The organism is Chryseobacterium ureilyticum, from assembly GCF_900156735.1.
Taxonomy (GTDB): domain Bacteria; phylum Bacteroidota; class Bacteroidia; order Flavobacteriales; family Weeksellaceae; genus Chryseobacterium; species Chryseobacterium ureilyticum.
The window spans coordinates 40619-57145 of record NZ_FTOL01000010.1 but is presented as its reverse complement, the minus strand read 5'-3'; the positions used below and the strand labels follow the sequence as shown (position 1 = coordinate 57145).

The 16527-nt window shown below is 35.4% G+C and carries 16 protein-coding genes; 14 read left to right on the top strand and 2 right to left on the bottom strand.

The genetic code is table 11. From position 1 onward, the window contains the following. Window positions 1–30: 30 nt before the first annotated feature. The 8 genes from pcaF to BW983_RS20635 all read left to right on the top strand — a co-directional run bounded on the left by pcaF (window position 31) and on the right by BW983_RS20635 (window position 10292). A complete protein-coding gene (gene pcaF, locus BW983_RS20670) occupies window positions 31–1236 on the top strand; it encodes a 3-oxoadipyl-CoA thiolase (protein WP_076553695.1) in 1206 nt (401 codons plus the stop codon). Window positions 1237–1284: 48 nt separating this feature from the next. Then, entirely contained in the window at window positions 1285–1791 is a 507-nt protein-coding gene (locus BW983_RS20665) for a hypothetical protein (protein ID WP_076553694.1), read from the top strand. 62 nt (window positions 1792–1853) lie between these two features. Further along, the gene (locus BW983_RS20660; RefSeq protein ID WP_076553693.1) at window positions 1854–2447 is read left to right on the top strand and encodes an acyltransferase; all 594 of its coding nucleotides are present in this window, start codon (window positions 1854–1856) and stop codon (window positions 2445–2447) included. Between the two features lie 20 nt (window positions 2448–2467). Continuing rightward, on the top strand, window positions 2468–3295 hold the full coding sequence (locus BW983_RS20655; RefSeq protein WP_076553692.1) for an alpha/beta hydrolase: 828 nt from the start codon (window positions 2468–2470) through the stop codon (window positions 3293–3295). 117 nt (window positions 3296–3412) lie between these two features. Continuing rightward, the gene (paaZ, locus tag BW983_RS20650) at window positions 3413–5908 is read left to right on the top strand and encodes a phenylacetic acid degradation bifunctional protein PaaZ (RefSeq protein WP_076553691.1); all 2496 of its coding nucleotides are present in this window, start codon (window positions 3413–3415) and stop codon (window positions 5906–5908) included. Window positions 5909–6077: 169 nt separating this feature from the next. Further along, a complete protein-coding gene (locus BW983_RS20645; protein ID WP_076553690.1) occupies window positions 6078–6851 on the top strand; it encodes a DUF4241 domain-containing protein in 774 nt (257 codons plus the stop codon). Window positions 6852–6856: 5 nt separating this feature from the next. Beyond that, the gene (locus tag BW983_RS20640) at window positions 6857–7552 is read left to right on the top strand and encodes an SMUG2 DNA glycosylase family protein (protein ID WP_076553689.1); all 696 of its coding nucleotides are present in this window, start codon (window positions 6857–6859) and stop codon (window positions 7550–7552) included. Window positions 7553–7601: 49 nt separating this feature from the next. Next, window positions 7602–10292, top strand: coding sequence for a DEAD/DEAH box helicase family protein (locus BW983_RS20635; RefSeq protein WP_076553688.1), 2691 nt, complete (start codon window positions 7602–7604; stop codon window positions 10290–10292). Between the two features lie 90 nt (window positions 10293–10382). On the opposite strand, the gene BW983_RS20630 is transcribed toward BW983_RS20635, so the two are convergent. Next, window positions 10383–11210, bottom strand: coding sequence for a T9SS type A sorting domain-containing protein (locus BW983_RS20630; RefSeq protein WP_076553687.1), 828 nt, complete (start codon window positions 11208–11210; stop codon window positions 10383–10385). Between the two features lie 190 nt (window positions 11211–11400). After that, on the bottom strand, window positions 11401–11949 hold the full coding sequence (locus BW983_RS20625) for a phage tail protein (RefSeq protein WP_084184623.1): 549 nt from the start codon (window positions 11947–11949) through the stop codon (window positions 11401–11403). 314 nt (window positions 11950–12263) lie between these two features. Between BW983_RS20625 and BW983_RS20620 the strand changes: the two genes are divergently transcribed. From BW983_RS20620 to BW983_RS20595, 6 genes are all read left to right on the top strand, one after another. After that, a complete protein-coding gene (locus BW983_RS20620; RefSeq protein ID WP_076553685.1) occupies window positions 12264–13028 on the top strand; it encodes an enoyl-CoA hydratase/isomerase family protein in 765 nt (254 codons plus the stop codon). A 152-nt stretch (window positions 13029–13180) separates the two neighbouring features. Beyond that, complete coding sequence (locus BW983_RS20615; protein ID WP_076553684.1) at window positions 13181–13798, top strand: hypothetical protein; 618 nt, start codon at window positions 13181–13183, stop codon at window positions 13796–13798. A 73-nt stretch (window positions 13799–13871) separates the two neighbouring features. Next, window positions 13872–14162 carry a winged helix-turn-helix domain-containing protein gene (locus BW983_RS20610; protein WP_045492574.1) on the top strand — a complete coding sequence of 97 codons (291 nt, stop codon included), beginning with the start codon at window positions 13872–13874 and terminating at the stop codon, window positions 14160–14162. A 74-nt stretch (window positions 14163–14236) separates the two neighbouring features. Continuing rightward, window positions 14237–14530 (top strand): hypothetical protein, encoded by a 294-nt coding sequence (locus tag BW983_RS20605; protein ID WP_076553683.1) that lies wholly within the window; start codon window positions 14237–14239, stop codon window positions 14528–14530. An 11-nt stretch (window positions 14531–14541) separates the two neighbouring features. Then, entirely contained in the window at window positions 14542–15027 is a 486-nt protein-coding gene (locus BW983_RS20600; protein WP_076553682.1) for a Coq4 family protein, read from the top strand. 53 nt (window positions 15028–15080) lie between these two features. Continuing rightward, window positions 15081–16451, top strand: a complete 1371-nt coding sequence (locus BW983_RS20595) for a DUF4153 domain-containing protein (RefSeq protein ID WP_076553681.1) — start codon at window positions 15081–15083, stop codon at window positions 16449–16451. The last annotated feature ends 76 nt before the right edge of the window (window positions 16452–16527 follow it).

Sequence of the window (16527 nt, the reverse complement as noted above, 5' to 3'; positions counted from 1 at the left end):
TGAAATCTATCATCTAAAATCTAATAAGAAATGAACAACGTATACATCATAGACTATGTCAGGACTCCCATCTCAAAACTACAGGGAGGATTATCAGAAGTAAGAGCAGACGATCTTGCAGCTATTGTAATCAAAGAAGTTGTCGCAAGAAATCCTGAGGTTCCTGTTGAGGAAATTGAAGATGTGATCTTCGGTTGTGCTAACCAGGCTGGGGAAGATAACAGAAATGTTGCCAGAATGGGACTTTTATTAGCTGGGCTGCCATATAAAATAGGAGGTGAAACAGTGAACAGGCTTTGCGCTTCAGGAATGTCAGCTGTTGCTAATGCTTTTCGTTCTATAGCTTCAGGTGAAGGAGAAATTTACATTGCAGGTGGAGTAGAACAGATGACGCGTTCTCCATATGTTATGTCAAAACCAAGTGCAGCTTTTGGAAGAGACAGTCAGATGTATGATACCACTTTCGGATGGAGATTTATCAATCCGAAGATGAAAGAAATGTATGGCGTTGACGGGATGGGTGAAACTGCAGAAAATCTTGCAGACATGCATCAGATCAACAGAGAAGATCAGGATAAATTTGCCCTTTGGTCACAGCAAAAAGCAACTAAAGCTCAGGAAAGCGGAAGATTGGCAGAAGAAATTGTAAAAGTTGAGATTCCACAGAGAAAAGGAGATCCGATTGTTTTTGAAAAAGATGAATTTATCAAACCTACTTCTTCAATGGAAGGATTAGGAAAACTTCGTCCTGCATTCAGAAAAGAAGGAACAGTAACGGCAGGAAACGCTTCAGGAATGAATGATGGAGCTGCCGCCTTAATATTAGCCAGCGAAGAAGCTGTTAAAAAATATGGATTAAAACCAAAAGCTAAGATTTTAGGATCTTCCGTAGCTGGTGTAGAACCAAGAATTATGGGAATCGGACCTGTAGAAGCTACTCAAAAGCTATTAAAAAGATTAAACCTTTCACTCGATGATATGGACATCATTGAATTGAATGAAGCTTTTGCAGCACAGGCTTTAGCAGTAACAAGAAGCTTAGGTTTAAAAGATGATGATTCAAGAATAAATCCAAACGGAGGAGCTATTGCCATCGGACATCCACTGGGAGTTTCCGGAGCAAGAATCGTTGGTTCTGCTGCTATAGAATTACAGAAACCGGATAAAAAATATGCATTGTGTACCCTTTGTATCGGAGTTGGACAAGGCTACGCAATGGTAATTGAACGAGTTTAAATTAATTAAAAAAGTATTGACTATAAATAGTTTAAATATTAATCTCTTATGAATAAGTTCACTGATAAAGAAAGAAGAATATTTAACTATGGAATTATTGTAGGAAAACTTGAAACAATAGCTAGATTCAACGACAAGACGAACCATGTTTACAATTTTGAATTAAGTTCTATACCTAAATTAAATACAATTGCGGAATCTATAGAATATAAAGTTGAAAATATTAGTGAGAGTTATACATTAGAGAAAATAAGTTTAAAGGACGCATTTAAATTTTTCTTTAATCTATTGTATGATAAATGGTTTTATTCCTATCAAGATGACAGTGAATATCATTTATCTGATGTAGGAAATAATTTTTCTTTATACTTTGATGAGTGGAAAAGAGAATGGATTGAAGATTTTGTTGATCTTTTACTTCAAACAATAGATCCGATACAAATTTATGAAATAGAATATCAGAATTTGAAAAGCTATTATGCATCAGATTATGATGAATTTATTCTTGAGAGTCAAGATGAGTTATATTATTTTAAACTTTCAGCCATTGATTAAAATTTATTAAAAAGCATAAATAAAATTTATGTATCTAAAAGTTAATTTTCAAATTAAATAAAATGAACATCTACTCATATCACGGAATCCGTCCCATTATAAAACCTTCTGCTTACATTCATCCGCAGGCAGTGATTATCGGGAATGTAGAAATAGGTGAAGAAGTCTATATTGGTCCCAATGCTGTAATCCGTGGCGATTGGGGGAAAATTATCATTAAAGACGGAGCCAATGTACAGGAGAACTGTACGCTTCATGTTTTCCCCAATATAGAAACCATTTTAGAGGAATCAGCACATATTGGACATGGAGCGATTATTCATTCCGGACACATCGGAAAAAATTGTTTGATTGGAATGAACTCTGTGATCATGGACAAAGCTTATATCGGTGATGAAAGTATTGTCGGAGCATTAGCGTTTGTTCCTGCTAACTTCAGATGTGAGCCCAGAAAATTGATTGTGGGTAGTCCTGCAAAAATTATCCGTGACGTTTCTGATGAAATGATCCATTGGAAAACAGAAGGAACAAAGTTGTATCAGGAACTTGCCAGAGAAGGAAAAGAAGCGATTCTGCCTTGTGAGCCTTTTACTGAATATGTCCATCAAACTCCTACAAAGATTGTGGATTACAGTATTTGGGATGATGTGAAATAAATAACCATTCAAAATTAAATATGATAAAGAAAATTGCTCTTATATGCAGTATGATGTTTGCGGTAAATTCGATGGTATCAGCACAGACTGTCACAACAAAACCGCTTACAATAGGAGAAGTAAGAACCATAAAGTCTAAGGTTCTCAATGAAGAGAGAACATTGAACATCTATCTTCCTCAAAATTTTGATAAAACAAAAGCATATCCGCTGATCTATCTTTTAGATGGAAGCATGAATGAAGATTTTATTCACGTTACAGGATTGGTGCAATTTTTCAATCAGATGTATTCCATGCCGGAAACCATTGTGGTAGGAATTGCGAATGTAGACCGAAAAAGAGATTTTACTTTCCATACAGATCTGAAGGATTTACAGAAAGACTATCCAACAACAGGACATTCAGATAAGTTTATCACTTTTTTTGAAAAAGAATTAAAACCCTATGTTGAAAGTCAGTTTAAAACAACGGAGAAGTACCTTTTTGGACAATCTCTAGGAGGTCTTTTAGCAACAGAAATCTTGTTGAAGAAGCCAGAAATGTTCAACAATTATTTCATTATCAGCCCAAGTTTATGGTGGGATGACGAAAGCCTTTTAAAGCAGGCACCTCAACTTCTTTCAAAATCTCAGGATACTAAAAAATTCGTTTACGTTTCTGTGGGAAAAGGAGAGCATCCTGTTATGATAAAAGATGCAGAAGATCTTTATGATGTTTTGAAAAAAGCGGGAAAGAAAAACTGGACATTAGAATATAAAATGATGGAAACAGATAACCACGCGACGATTCTTCACAGAAGTTTATATGAAGGATTGGTGAAATTGTTTCCATATCAGGAACCGAAATAAATAATAAATGTAACAATATACCAATGTAAAAATGTAACATCCATTTGTCATGCTGAGCGGAGTCGAAGCATCTATTGGTAAACTGTTAGATTGATACATTGTTAAATTAAATTCTATATGGAAAAACTAAAAAACTATATCTACGGGCAATGGGTAGAAGGAAACGGAGATGGGATTCCTTTGTACAACGCCGTTACAGGTGAACAGGTTGCTGTTTCCGATACAGAAGGACTTAATTTTGAGCAAGCCCTTGACTATGGAAGAACGATAGGTTACAAAAATCTTTCTTCAATGACGTTCTATGATCGTGGAGAAATGTTGAAAAAAGTAGCCCTTTACCTATTAGAAAGAAAGAAAAAATATTACGAATTATCATACAAAACAGGAGCTACACACGTTGACTCATGGGTAGATATTGAAGGAGGTTTCGGAACCTTCTTTACCTATTCAGGATTAGCGAAGAGAATGCTTCCCAATACCTCATTTTGGGTGGATGGAGACACGCAGAAGATTTCTGCTAACGGAACTTTCTTGGGAACTCATATTTTGACACCTAGTGAAGGTGTTTCCGTACAGATCAATGCTTACAACTTTCCTGTTTGGGGAATGTTGGAAAAGTTATCCACATCATTGTTAGCAGGTGTTCCGGCTATCGTTAAGCCATCACCTTTCGGATCCTATCTTACGAATGCAGTATTTCAGGATATGATTGAAAGTGGAGTATTGCCGGAAGGAGCTGTTCAGCTGGTTTGTGGAGAACCGGGAAATATTCTGGATTACGTTCAGGATGGAGACTCAGTATTGTTTACAGGTTCCGCTACTACAGGAAGAAAATTAAAATCACTTCCTTCCGTTGCAGGAAATGCTGTTCGTTTCAATATGGAAGCAGATTCCCTGAACTGCTCAATCCTTGGGTTGGAAGCAAAACCGGGAACTCCTGAATTTGATCTGTTCATCAAAGAAGTTCGTAACGAAATGACTACAAAAGCAGGACAGAAATGTACGGCAATCAGAAGAATTATCGTTCCTGAGCATTTAATCGGTGACGTTCAAAACGCTTTATCTAAAGCTTTAGACCAAACAAAAATTGGAAACCCATTAAGTAGAGAAACCAGAATGGGATCTTTGGTGGGTAAACAACAATACGAAGAAGTTTTAAGAAAAGTAAACATCTTAAAATCTGAAACAGAACTTGTCTATGATGGAAAACATGAGCTTGTAGATGCCAACTATGAAAACGGTGCATTCATGAGTCCTAAATTATTCCTGAATGACAAGCCTTTCGAGAAAAACATCTCTCACGACGTAGAAGCTTTCGGTCCGGTATCCACTTTGATGCCATATAAAGATGCGGAAGAAGCGGCAGCTTTGGCAAAAAGAGGAAAAGGAAGCTTAGTAGGATCTATCATTTCCCATGACGAAAACTTTATTGCAGAAACTTCTTGGAAAATGGCTTCTCAGCACGGAAGAATCTTTGTTTTGAACAGAGATAACGCCAAAGAAAGTACTGGTCATGGTTCACCACTTCCGACATTGATGCATGGAGGTCCTGGTAGAGCCGGAGGCGGAGAGGAAATGGGCGGTTTGAGTGGTCTTCATTTCTTTTTACAGAAAACAGCTATTCAGGGATCACCTGATGTATTGAAGGCTATCACGAAGATCTATCAGCAAGGAGCAGAGAAGAAATTCTCAGACAAACATCCTTTCCAGAAATACTTTGAAGAAGTTGAGGTAGGAGATTCTTTAGAAACAGCGGGAAGAACCGTTACTGATGCAGATATTGTAAACTTCTCAAACGTTTCATGGGATCACTTCTATGCACATACTGATGCTACAAGTTTAACGGGAACTATTTTTGATAAAACAGTTGCTCACGGATATTTTATCCTTTCAGCAGCAGCAGGATTATTTGTTTCCGGTAAAAAAGGACCTGTGATCGCAAACTACGGATTAGAAGAATGTAGTTTCTTTAAACCTGTATACGCTGGAGATACCATTACGGTTTATTTAACAGCAAAGGAAAAAATTAACAGAGGAGTAAAAGGAAGAAATATTCCATCCGGAGTTGTAAAATGGTTAGTAGAAGTCATCAACCAAAGAGATGAGGTAGTTTGCGTAGCTACAATTCTTACATTGGTGGCAAAGCAATCTCCATTTATCGATTTAAATGTGAAAAATGTTCAAAAGATTTTAGGTGGATTAACGGAAAGTACTCCTGCACTTTGGGGGAAAATGTCACCGCAGCAAATGATCGAGCATTTGGATGAAGCTGTATTGGTAAGCTTAGGCGAACCAGAAGCTGAAAAATGTTTCACTCCTGAAGAACACCTTGAGAAATGGCAGGATTCTCTTTATAATCACAGAGCAATGCCAAAAGAGTTTACCGCTCCTTTCTTACCGCAGGATGGTTCACTTCCGGAAGCAAAATACAAAAATCTGGACGCAGCAAAACAAGCATTCATTGATAACCTGAAAAAATTTGTGGTATACTACAAAGAAAACCCTCAGGCAGAGCATATGAATTTCGTGTTTGGAAAACTGAATAAAGAAATGTGGGAACTGATGCATAAAAAACACTTTACCCATCATTTTGAACAATTCGGATTGATTTAATTCAAAATAAATGTGAATTTATAGCCCGTTCAGTTTACTGGAACGGGCTTTTTAATTTATCCTTGTCAAGGAGAGAAAAAAAATCTAAACTTAGAAAAACCTGCTGAGAAAGATTTTGAAAATCAATAAATGAATAGTATTTTTAAACCTCAATCATAAAATAAAAACAATGAACGAAAGCTGGATGCAAAAATGGGAAGAGATAAAAGACAAACTGATATCTCCGATAGATATTGAAAGCTATTTTACCTCAGAGGAAATCATGGAGCAGAAGATGGAAACAATGGAAATAGGAAATGTTTCTTTGCCATCAGGAAAGGTAATTGTAAGAGACCCTTTGGTATATCTGAATCAAAAAGAACAACCTTTCTTTGTTGAAGTTCCCAAAGGTAATTTTCCGGTCACGATTGCTGTGGCAAAATTTGAAGATTGGGGAGATCGTTATGCCGCTGTAAAAGTAGAATTTACCAAAGAAAAACCTGTTATTTACAGAGAAGCTTTAATTGGCATTGAAAATATCGACGAAACTGATGAAGATGCTTTTTTCGGATTTAATGTGGATGCCGGTTTAGCTTGTATTACCGATCCGGAAGTTGTTCCTCATGTGGATAAGTTTATTGATGAGTTGGAGGTAGAGAATATCTACGATGATTACTTTGCAGAACTATTTGCAAAAAGCTACAAAGAGAATCCGGAAAACCAAAGAGAGCTGGGAGATTGGATCAATTGGAAAGTTCCCGGTACAGATTATCAGATTCCAATATTTGCCAGTGGAATAGGAGATGGAGTATATCCGGTTTATTTTGCTTATGATGAACAGGACAAAATTTGTGGATTATATATTCACTTCATTGATATTGAATTAGAATTTTCAGAGTTCGATGAAGAAGAGGATGACGACGAAGAATCAGGTTCACAGGATAATTTCGTTTTTCTAAAATAAATCCAATGAATAAAACTTTTGCAGATCAGGTCATTACATTCAATGAAAATCTAACTTATACCGGAGCTCTTCCTGAAGGTTTTGATATTTTGAATCCATATCTGGATAATCCGGAAACAATGATCGTTATGCAAAAGTTTTATCATAAATATTATAATGATTCCAACAAAAGAAAATTCATCATTGGAATCAATCCCAGCCGTCATGGAGCAGGAGTTACGGGAGTTCCGTTCACCGATACCAAAAGACTGGAAACGGTTTGTGGTATCAAAATGAAATCCGCCCATACCCACGAAGTATCTTCCGTATTCATGTATGATATGATTGCAGACTATGGTGGGGCAGAACTGTTTTATAAAGACGTTTATATCAATTCACCATTTCCTTTAGCCATTGTCAGAAAAACAAAGAATGGGTGGCTGAATGCCAATTACTATGACGATAAAGAACTTTTCGAAGCTGTAAAAAACTTTATGATTGAATCATTAAAGCAGCACCTCAGCTTAAACCTTGACAGTTCAGAAGTTTTTATCCTCGGGAAAAAGAATGCAGACTTTATTGCAAAACTTAATAAGGAAGCCAATCTATTTGAAAAAATGACCGTTCTGGAACACCCCAGATATATCCAGCAATACAAATCCAAAGAAAAGCAGCTTTATATAGACAAATACATTCTGGCATTGAAAGGAGAAAATCAATAACCATCCTATTTTTCATGATTCAATGGCAGTTTTTTATTAAATTGTGATCATGAATGTTTTCCCAAAAGACACAATCTTCAAATACAGTTGGCGTACTTATCAGAAAAAATTTCTTGATAATCTTGATACCTATCTTTCAGATAATCATCTGCATGTTTCTGCACCTCCGGGATCAGGAAAAACAGTACTTGGACTGGAAATAATGCTAAGGCTTGGTAAACCTGCTCTTATTGTAGCCCCAACACTGGCAATCAAAAACCAATGGATTCAAAGATTCTGTGAGCTTTTTCTCAATACAGAAACTATTCCCGACTGGATATCATCAGACATTAAAAACCCGGGAATAATCACTGTTACTACTTATCAGGGAATTCATTCTGCTTCTGAAACAGCAGAGGAAGAAGAAGAGAGTAATGCAGTAGGGAAATCTTCAAAAGTTCCCTTTTCTGAAATTATAAAGAAACTACAAAAACAAAAAGTAGGAACCCTTATTCTGGATGAAGCCCACCATCTGAAAAATGCGTGGTGGAGAAGCCTCATGGAACTGAAGGAAAAAATTGAGCCTACCGTAGTTTCTCTCACCGCTACACCTCCTTTTGATGTTTCAGGGAGTGAATGGCAGAAGTACATCAAGCTGAACGGTCCTATTGATGTAGAGATATCCGTTCCTGAACTGATGCTAGAAGGCGATCTTTGTCCACATCAGGATCTTGTACATTTTACACTGCCTTCAGAGGAAGAACAGAAAAAAATAGAATATTATCACACACAGGCGCTCGGCTTTTTTGAAGAGATCAAAAATGATGAAACCCTTTTGAAAGCCATAGAACAACATCCCGTTTATAATAACCCACGGGAACATTTGGAATGGATCTATGAAAATATTTCCTCCTACACCTCAGGGTTGGTTTATCTTAATTTTAGGGGAAAAGAAATTGCTGAGGTTCATTTTGAAATTATCGGTGATCAGCAAAAATATGTTCCTGAATTTGATTTTATTTGGCTGGAAGAGCTGCTTGACTTTTATCTACTGATCGATGAAGTTCATTTCAAAGATTTTGAAGAACACCGTACAGACCTTGGAAACAGATTAAAAAGGAATGGCTTTTTAGAAAAGAAAACATTGAGCTTTTTTAATAGTAAAAATTTAAATCAGATTCTTAATTCAAGTATCGGGAAACTTCAGGGAATAAAAGACATTGCTGATCATGAATTTTCAGTGTTGAAGGAAAACCTCAGAATGGTAATTCTTACTGATTTTATTAAAAAGGAATATCTAAATAACGGAACCCAAAATACAATTAATCTTGATAAAATAGGAGCCGTTCCAATCTTTGAAAAATTAAGAAGAGAGAATTTTCAACATAAAAAAATAGGAGTTCTTACAGGAAGTCTCGTAATCATTCCGGCAAGCTCGAAAGATATGTTTGATGAGCTGTGTACCCGAAAGTCATTATCAGGAATATCAGTTATACCATTGAGCTATGATCCCGAATATCTTATCATTAGTCTTACAGATCAAATAAAGCATGCCATTGTACACATTATTACAGAAGTTTTCCAAAGCGGAGGCATTCAGGTTTTAATTGGAACAAAATCATTATTGGGTGAAGGCTGGGACGCTCCGAAGATGAATACACTGATTTTAGCAAGCTTTGTGAGTTCTTTCGTTCTTTCCAATCAAATGAGAGGTAGAGTGATAAGAACAGATAAAGATATCCCTAATAAAACTGGAAATATATGGCATCTTGTATGCTTTGATGCTAAGGATGAAAATGGTGGGCAGGATCTGGGAATTATGAAACGCAGATTTAAAACCTTTGTCGGAATTTCCAATAAAGAGAATCCTACCATTGAGAACAACTTTGAAAGACTCAATATTAACGTCATTGCCCATAAAGAAGAAATTCCAGAAGTTAATAAGACGTTTTTTCATCTTGCTGCAAATAGGGCAGAACTTACAGGACGATGGACAAACGCTCTTGATCAGGGAAATATTTTAGTAGAAGAAATACAGGTTCCTACCATGAATATGACAGCCATGGAGGAAATGAAAATGGATTACGTTAGTAAAATGTCCGGAAATATGGTCAAAGTAATGGCATCTTCCGTTTTATTGTTCTGGCAGAATCTTTTGTTCGGAATACTCAGAAATATACAGGAAATCGATTCTATGAAAAGCTTTTCGATAATCATTTCCCTTTTTGGAGGAGCCGGTTTTATTGTATACGGAAGAAAATTATACAGATCAGCAAGACAATATATGAAATATAAAGATGTCGGAAAACAGCTTGGCGCTCTTGCTGAGGTTGTATTGAACGGACTGATCTATGAAAGAGTTATCAGAACTCCTTTTGAAAAACTCACCATTGTAAGCGCTGCCAATACTAATGAAGGAGCATTCTGTTACCTTAAAGGAGGAAGCCAATATGAAAATACACAATTCATACAGACATTACAGGAATTGGTTTCTCAGGTAGATAATCCGAAATACTTACTGAAGCAGAAGAAAAGCTTTTTCTTTATGAAAAAAGATCTGTACTATCCAATACCGGAAATATTTTCAAAAAATAAAAAAAGCGCAGACTTCTTTAACAAAAGCTGGAATAAGATCATCGGGAAATCTGAACTCGTTTTCACAAGAAGTATTGAAGGACGAAAAATTCTTTTAAAACTAAGATTTGAAGCTTTATTAAAAAGAAACGGAAGAATAGAACATCTTCATAAATGGACCAGATAAAAAAACAAACCCCTTAATATTTAAGGGGTTTTGTCATTCTTGAATTAGAATCTTTATGGGAACAAGCACTTATATGGATGTCTTGTGTTATTAGTCTTTAATGACTTTAGTGGATTCGTTGGCGGTTCTTATAAAATAGACTCCTTTTGGTAGATCTGAGATATTGGTATCATTAGAACCTTTTTGAAGCTGAACTGTTTTTAGGGTTTTACCTTCAGCACTATAAATTTTCGCCTCAGAATTTTTTTCTGCCTTTATAGAAAGAGGTCCTTTTGTAGGATTCGGATATACATTCAAACTTTTTGATGACAATTTGGACTCTGATGTTCCTAATACAATATTACTGTCCTTCACCCAAGTGAATGAATCCAGCGCTATATAGTAAAAATTACCACCAAGAGTTAGCTGGAGCTGATCAATAATAATATTTGAATAGTTTTGCCCATCCAGGTTAGTCAGATCAATAAGAGTATACCCATTGGTGGTACTTATTGATGTATTAAAATTTGAGGATTTGGTTCTTGAAAATTTTGTTACTCCGCTAAGTTTTCCTGTTATAGTAAGGGACCCTGTTACATTTTGATTGGAGTATTGGTTCGAAACATATACCCAAAATCTATTGACTTTAAAGAGATTTGATGTAGTTCTTATACTGAAAGAGGCAAATTCAGGACCTACACTTCCGGTGTTATCAATATATCTATTGTCAATTGAGGTACTAGGTCCGTTCCAGCCAGTAGCGGCTCTGTTGATAATATCAAAATTAGACACATGGGAAATAATGTTGAATATTACACCGTTGTCCGTAAAACTTGTAGATTCGGAAGATTCAGTTTCAAATAATTCTGTACTTGTCTGCCCAAATGAAAAAATTGAAATGAGCATGCTACAGATAATAAAAAAAGTAGTGCTTTTCATGATTTCTGTTTTAAAAAATTAGGTTTTAAAAAATTAGTAATTGAAGGCAAAAGTAAAGACACAGAAATTTTACATTTTAAAAACTGTTTTGCAAAAGAAGAGAATTGCGTCTTTACCTCTACCAACCCTATCAGACATTAATAAAAAAACGTTTTCTGATAGTGAAATTCTGTTATTAGTTTTAATATTTTTAGCTACGAGAAGGGTAAGTACCTTCAACACAGATAATATAATTCAATCCAAGATATGGAGGCATATTGTTTACCGGAAGATTTTGCCCTGTATACATTATTGATTTCATATTGAGAGTAGTATCAGGATCTGCATCTATAAAATTGGGAACTGGGCTGAAATCCCTTCCGTTAGGAATTCCTGTAATAGCAAAAGAAGAAGTGGCAGTAGGAGTTACACTATTCGCATTCTGATTTTTGATTCTAAGCTGAAAACCACCAGCAATACTTGGTAAGTTAGCAGCTAAAAGTGTATTCTGAGTTGTTCCAGCCGTCACTCCCAAAGGATAATATTCGTTTGCATTTACATTTCCTGCACCTAAAGCCATTTTTCCTTTAAGATTTGGAAGAGCGAAAGTATCAATACCATTTCCTCCGTACGTTGTTCCCAAAATTGAAAACAAAGCACTGTTTTGTGAAATTCTTAATAAGCTTCCGTCACAGAACATCCAGCCTCTTGGTGCAAAATTTCCTGCAAATAATTTGATAATTCCAATGTACTCGTCCATAATAATAGTTTTTTTAAGCTTTAATTTCCTACTCTGTTCCTGGGCTTTTCAGATTCCGCCTTTAATGGTTTATTTTCTTACCCAAAGGAACAACTATTCCCAAGGCAGTACTAGAGTAGAAAATACCAAATTGAGCACTCCGTATTTCTACGTAAAGGGATATTTTTATACTTTTTAGCCAATAATCAGTAATTCCTTATTCAATCATAATTTCCTATCCTGATTTTCCGGCTTTTATACTGAAAATTATGCTTCCTAAGTTTCCTCAAAACCACTGTAATTAGTATTTTTGTAAGAATCCAATAAAAATAAAAATGAACGAATTCGTAGTATCAGAAATTAAAAATAATATTGCTGAAATCACCTTTGGAACCCCAAAAAGCAATTCCCTTCCAGGTGCTATTTTAGAAAAACTGGCTCAGACTATTTTAGATGAAGGAGCAAAAGATGAGGTAAAAGCAATCCTGGTAAAAAGTGAAGGTGAAAAAGCATTCTGTGCAGGAGCAAGCTTTGATGAACTTTTAGCTATTGAAGAACTTGAAGCTTCTACAAAATTTTTCGGAGGTTTTGCAAAAGTTCTGAATGCCATGAGAAATTGTGGCAAAATCGTAGTGGTAAGAGTTCAAGGAAAAACAACAGGCGGTGGAGTAGGAATTGCATGCGGAGCAGATTACTGTTTTGCAACAAAAGATTCAGCATTGGCACTTACTGAGATCAATTTAGGGATCGGACCTTTCGTAATCGGACCTTATGTGGAAAGAAAAATCGGAAAATCACAATTCTCTGCAATGGCTATCGATGCAGACTTCAGATCTGCAGAATGGGCAGAGCAGCACAACGTTTATCACTCTGTATCAGAAAATATTCACGAAATGGATGAAAAACTGGAGAAATTTTTACAGACTTTAGCATCAAGAAGCAAAGAAGCATTAGCGTTGATCAAAAAAGTATCATGGGAAGGTACAGATCATTTCAATGAGTTGATGCCGGCAAGAATTCATATGAGTGCAAGCCTTATTTTAGAAGATTCAGCCAAAAAGAATATCGAAGCAATTAAAGAAAGACTGAGAGCAAAATAACTTTCAGCCAATTTAAAATATTGAGCCGTTGATCTATTCAGCGGCTTTTTTATGAATGATTAAGTCGAAACAGTTTGATGAATTCAAATTTCAGTAAAAAATATTTTGTTGATTGATAAAAATTTATAACTTTGTAATTCAAAGTTCTTTTTATGGATTCGAAAAATTATCACGAAGACTTATCCCACATCCGTTCCATGATGGAGCGGTCTTCCAGATTTATTTCTTTGAGCGGACTCTCCGGAGTGGTGGCTGGTATAGTAGCACTTTTAGGTGCCGGATATGCCTATTTTGCTATGGAAAGTAAAAAAGTAGAGTACATTAACGGGGGCAGACTTAGCTTTACACCGGCATTGGTTCAGGAATTAGTGATCACTGGATTGGTAGTTCTAGTGGTGGCTGTTTTAAGTGGATATATTTTTACAGCCAATAAAAGTAAAAAGAAAGGATTAAAGATTTGGGATGCCACTACCAAACGTCTTTTAGCAACCTTTGCAGTTCCGTTGGCGGCGGGAGGAATTTTCTGCGCTGCTCTTATTTATCATCAATTAATAGTTTGGATTGCTCCTACAACTTTAGTATTCTATGGATTAGGATTAATCAGTGCTGAGAGATACACCTTACCAGATGTAAAATATCTTGGATATTGTGAAGTAACTCTTGGCTTATTTTCTCTTTTCTTTTTAGGTTGGGGATTATTCTTCTGGGCAGTAGGCTTCGGTGTTTTGCATATAGTTTATGGACTTATTATGCATAAAAAATATAAATAAAAACTAAATTTGCAGTCCCTTAGGATGCTATTCGCCATAATCTGCATTTTAATAGCTGCAACCTTTACCTATTATGATCAAAATCAGTCAACTCAATAAAGAATTTGAAAGCCGTGTAAGATTGGGCATTATGTCCGTTCTTATGGTGAACGATTGGGTTGATTTCTCTGAAATGAAAGGATTGCTGGAAATTACAGACGGAAATCTTGCCAGCCACAGTAACGCTTTGGAGAAAGTAGGATATATAGAAGTGAAAAAAGAATTTGTAGGTAAAAAGCCCAAAACCTCTTACCGAGTCACACAAAGTGGGAGACAGGCATTTACTGATCATCTGGATGCACTTGAAAAATTATTGGGGCGATAGTCCTATATTTTTTTGAAAATTTACTTTGTAATTCAAAGTTCTTTGTTTTTTTAATTTGAAACTATTGTAAAATTATGAAAGATCAGGATATTATTAATATAGGAAAGTCGGTTTTTGGACTTTGCTTTTTACTGGGAAATATGTGTCTGTTTGGATACCTAATCACCAAGGAGGAAGATTTTGCTATAGGAGGATTTCTCTTACTAATTGTTGGCTCAGCTCTAAATCTGCTGATCATACTTATTCTTCTTTTATCGGCTGTTGTTATTCCGTCAAGATCTGATGCTTGTCTCAAAGCTATAGGTATACTGATGATTAATATTCCAATAGCCATAATTTATGCTTTAATAGGACTTAACCTTAATTAAAATAATACACAATGAAAAAAATACGCGTTCAGTTTCTGCTTTTTGTGTACGATAAAACTCAAAAGCTCTACAGAAAATATTTCAAAAAGAAAAAAAGACAATGGCAGTTCAATGAAAAACAACTGTTGGAATTTCAGGAAGACTCATTAGGACGAAAGCTTGGCGAATTCTACCATAAACATGGGTTTTCTATGATTCCCAAAATGGAAAATCATGACGTTCATCACCTGATTACCGGTTGTGGAACCAACTTCGAAGACGAAATTGCCATGCAATATCTCTTGCTAGGAAACGGAAAACTCAACGCCCATCTTCTTGCGGTAATCGTTTTAGGAACATTTATTCTCCCTGAATATGTGAAGATTTATATCAAGGCGTACAGGAAAGGACAAAACATGAGAACTTTTCATCATTGGGATTTCGAAGAGTTGTTATGGCAGAATTTTGATCATCTGAAAAATTTTGTCCAGCAGAAGGACACAGTTGTTTTATACTAAAAAAATGATAAGTCTTTTATCTCTTGGTCTAACCTTTAAAATTTCTAAACATCATGAAAACACATCATTATATATTTCTCACAACCCTCTCATTTGTTATTCTGTTTTACGACCAGGATCTTGGATTAAACTTCGGGATTCTAGGAATTCTGTATGCTGTTCTAACCTTTTTTAAAACTATAGAAAGAAACAAAACGAGAACATTCTACATTCTTACAGCTACAAGCATTCTCTCCAGTATTGCCTTTGCCTGGTATGGTGATTTTCCGTCTTTTCTTGCCGTTGTAAGTTCACTGCTTTTACTTTCCTATAAAGCAAAAAACAAAAAGATGAAGATCCTTTTCCTTATACCTGTTTTTGTTGTTAATTGCCTTACCTCCTTTTGTCGATTTTTTGACTTTGACAAATGGATGCCCCAAAGAAATGTTTCCGGATTATGGCAGAAGATCATGGCATTTGTATTGATTCCGTTGGTACTTTTATCCGTTTTCTTCGGTATTTATGCAGCAGGAAGTGATCACTTTGCGTCCCTTTTTACAGATTATGAATTGGATATAAATCTTTGGCAGCTATTCTGTCTTATCGTTTTAGGATTTTTTATTGCCTTTAATTATTGGAATTATGCCGTTGAAAAATTGATCTACAAAACAAATCACGTTTTGAATAATGATTTTAATAAAGATGCTCAAATACCAAAGTCTACTTACTCATTCCTTGATGTCGATTCCGAGAGAATAAGCGGAATAGTATCTTTCTTTTGTCTGAATATCTTATTGGTATTTTTCATTATTACCTACAATTACGAACAGTTTTATGAAGTATCAAAAACATCCATTCAACTTTCCGAAGAAACCCATGAAAGAGTAAACGCCGTGATCATGTCTATCATTATGGCAATTTTGGTGATTATGTTTTACTTTAAATCAGGGTTCAATTTCGATCCTAAGGCAAAATTATTGAAAGTACTAGCCAAAATATGGATCTTTCTGAATGCTGTACTGATCATATCTGCCGCTGTGAAAAACTATGAATATATCATCAATTATGGCTTCACCTACAAAAGACTCGGAGTTTTTGCTTTCCTGCTTTTATCTTTGATTGGGCTTGTTTTGACATTTATTAAAATTCAGAAAAGAAAAAGAAATGCATTCCTGTTTAATACTATGGTTTGGTATTTTTATGCAACAATTTTAATTTGCAGTTATATTAATTGGGGCGGTTTTATCACTTCACAAAATATGAAACGTAAAGATTTCGCTGTTAATTATCATTTTACGGCTATTAATTTCAGTGAAAAATGTCTTATGGAATATGCCAAAGAGAAGAATAATCAGAAACTCAAAAATGATCTGATGAACAGACTCAAAAATGAAAAGTCCAAAAATTTTCTTTCTAAAATCATTTATTATCAAACTGTTAAATAATAAAGAAAACAAAATAGAACATTGAAAACCGGACCATTAATGGTGAATTGGAACAATTTTAGCATTTAAAAAGAAC

Coding starts and splice junctions, on each gene's coding strand:
- BW983_RS20620 (WP_076553685.1), top strand. CDS start 12,264: ATGAACGAATTCGTAGTATCAGAAATTAAAAATAATATTGCTGAAATC.
- BW983_RS20645 (WP_076553690.1), top strand. CDS start 6,078: ATGAACGAAAGCTGGATGCAAAAATGGGAAGAGATAAAAGACAAACTG.
- BW983_RS20625 (WP_084184623.1), bottom strand. CDS start 11,949: ATGGACGAGTACATTGGAATTATCAAATTATTTGCAGGAAATTTTGCA.
- BW983_RS20595 (WP_076553681.1), top strand. CDS start 15,081: ATGAAAACACATCATTATATATTTCTCACAACCCTCTCATTTGTTATT.
- BW983_RS20635 (WP_076553688.1), top strand. CDS start 7,602: ATGAATGTTTTCCCAAAAGACACAATCTTCAAATACAGTTGGCGTACT.
- BW983_RS20660 (WP_076553693.1), top strand. CDS start 1,854: ATGAACATCTACTCATATCACGGAATCCGTCCCATTATAAAACCTTCT.
- BW983_RS20600 (WP_076553682.1), top strand. CDS start 14,542: ATGAAAAAAATACGCGTTCAGTTTCTGCTTTTTGTGTACGATAAAACT.
- BW983_RS20655 (WP_076553692.1), top strand. CDS start 2,468: ATGATAAAGAAAATTGCTCTTATATGCAGTATGATGTTTGCGGTAAAT.
- BW983_RS20605 (WP_076553683.1), top strand. CDS start 14,237: ATGAAAGATCAGGATATTATTAATATAGGAAAGTCGGTTTTTGGACTT.
- paaZ (WP_076553691.1), top strand. CDS start 3,413: ATGGAAAAACTAAAAAACTATATCTACGGGCAATGGGTAGAAGGAAAC.
- BW983_RS20615 (WP_076553684.1), top strand. CDS start 13,181: ATGGATTCGAAAAATTATCACGAAGACTTATCCCACATCCGTTCCATG.
- BW983_RS20665 (WP_076553694.1), top strand. CDS start 1,285: ATGAATAAGTTCACTGATAAAGAAAGAAGAATATTTAACTATGGAATT.
- BW983_RS20630 (WP_076553687.1), bottom strand. CDS start 11,210: ATGAAAAGCACTACTTTTTTTATTATCTGTAGCATGCTCATTTCAATT.
- pcaF (WP_076553695.1), top strand. CDS start 31: ATGAACAACGTATACATCATAGACTATGTCAGGACTCCCATCTCAAAA.
- BW983_RS20640 (WP_076553689.1), top strand. CDS start 6,857: ATGAATAAAACTTTTGCAGATCAGGTCATTACATTCAATGAAAATCTA.
- BW983_RS20610 (WP_045492574.1), top strand. CDS start 13,872: ATGATCAAAATCAGTCAACTCAATAAAGAATTTGAAAGCCGTGTAAGA.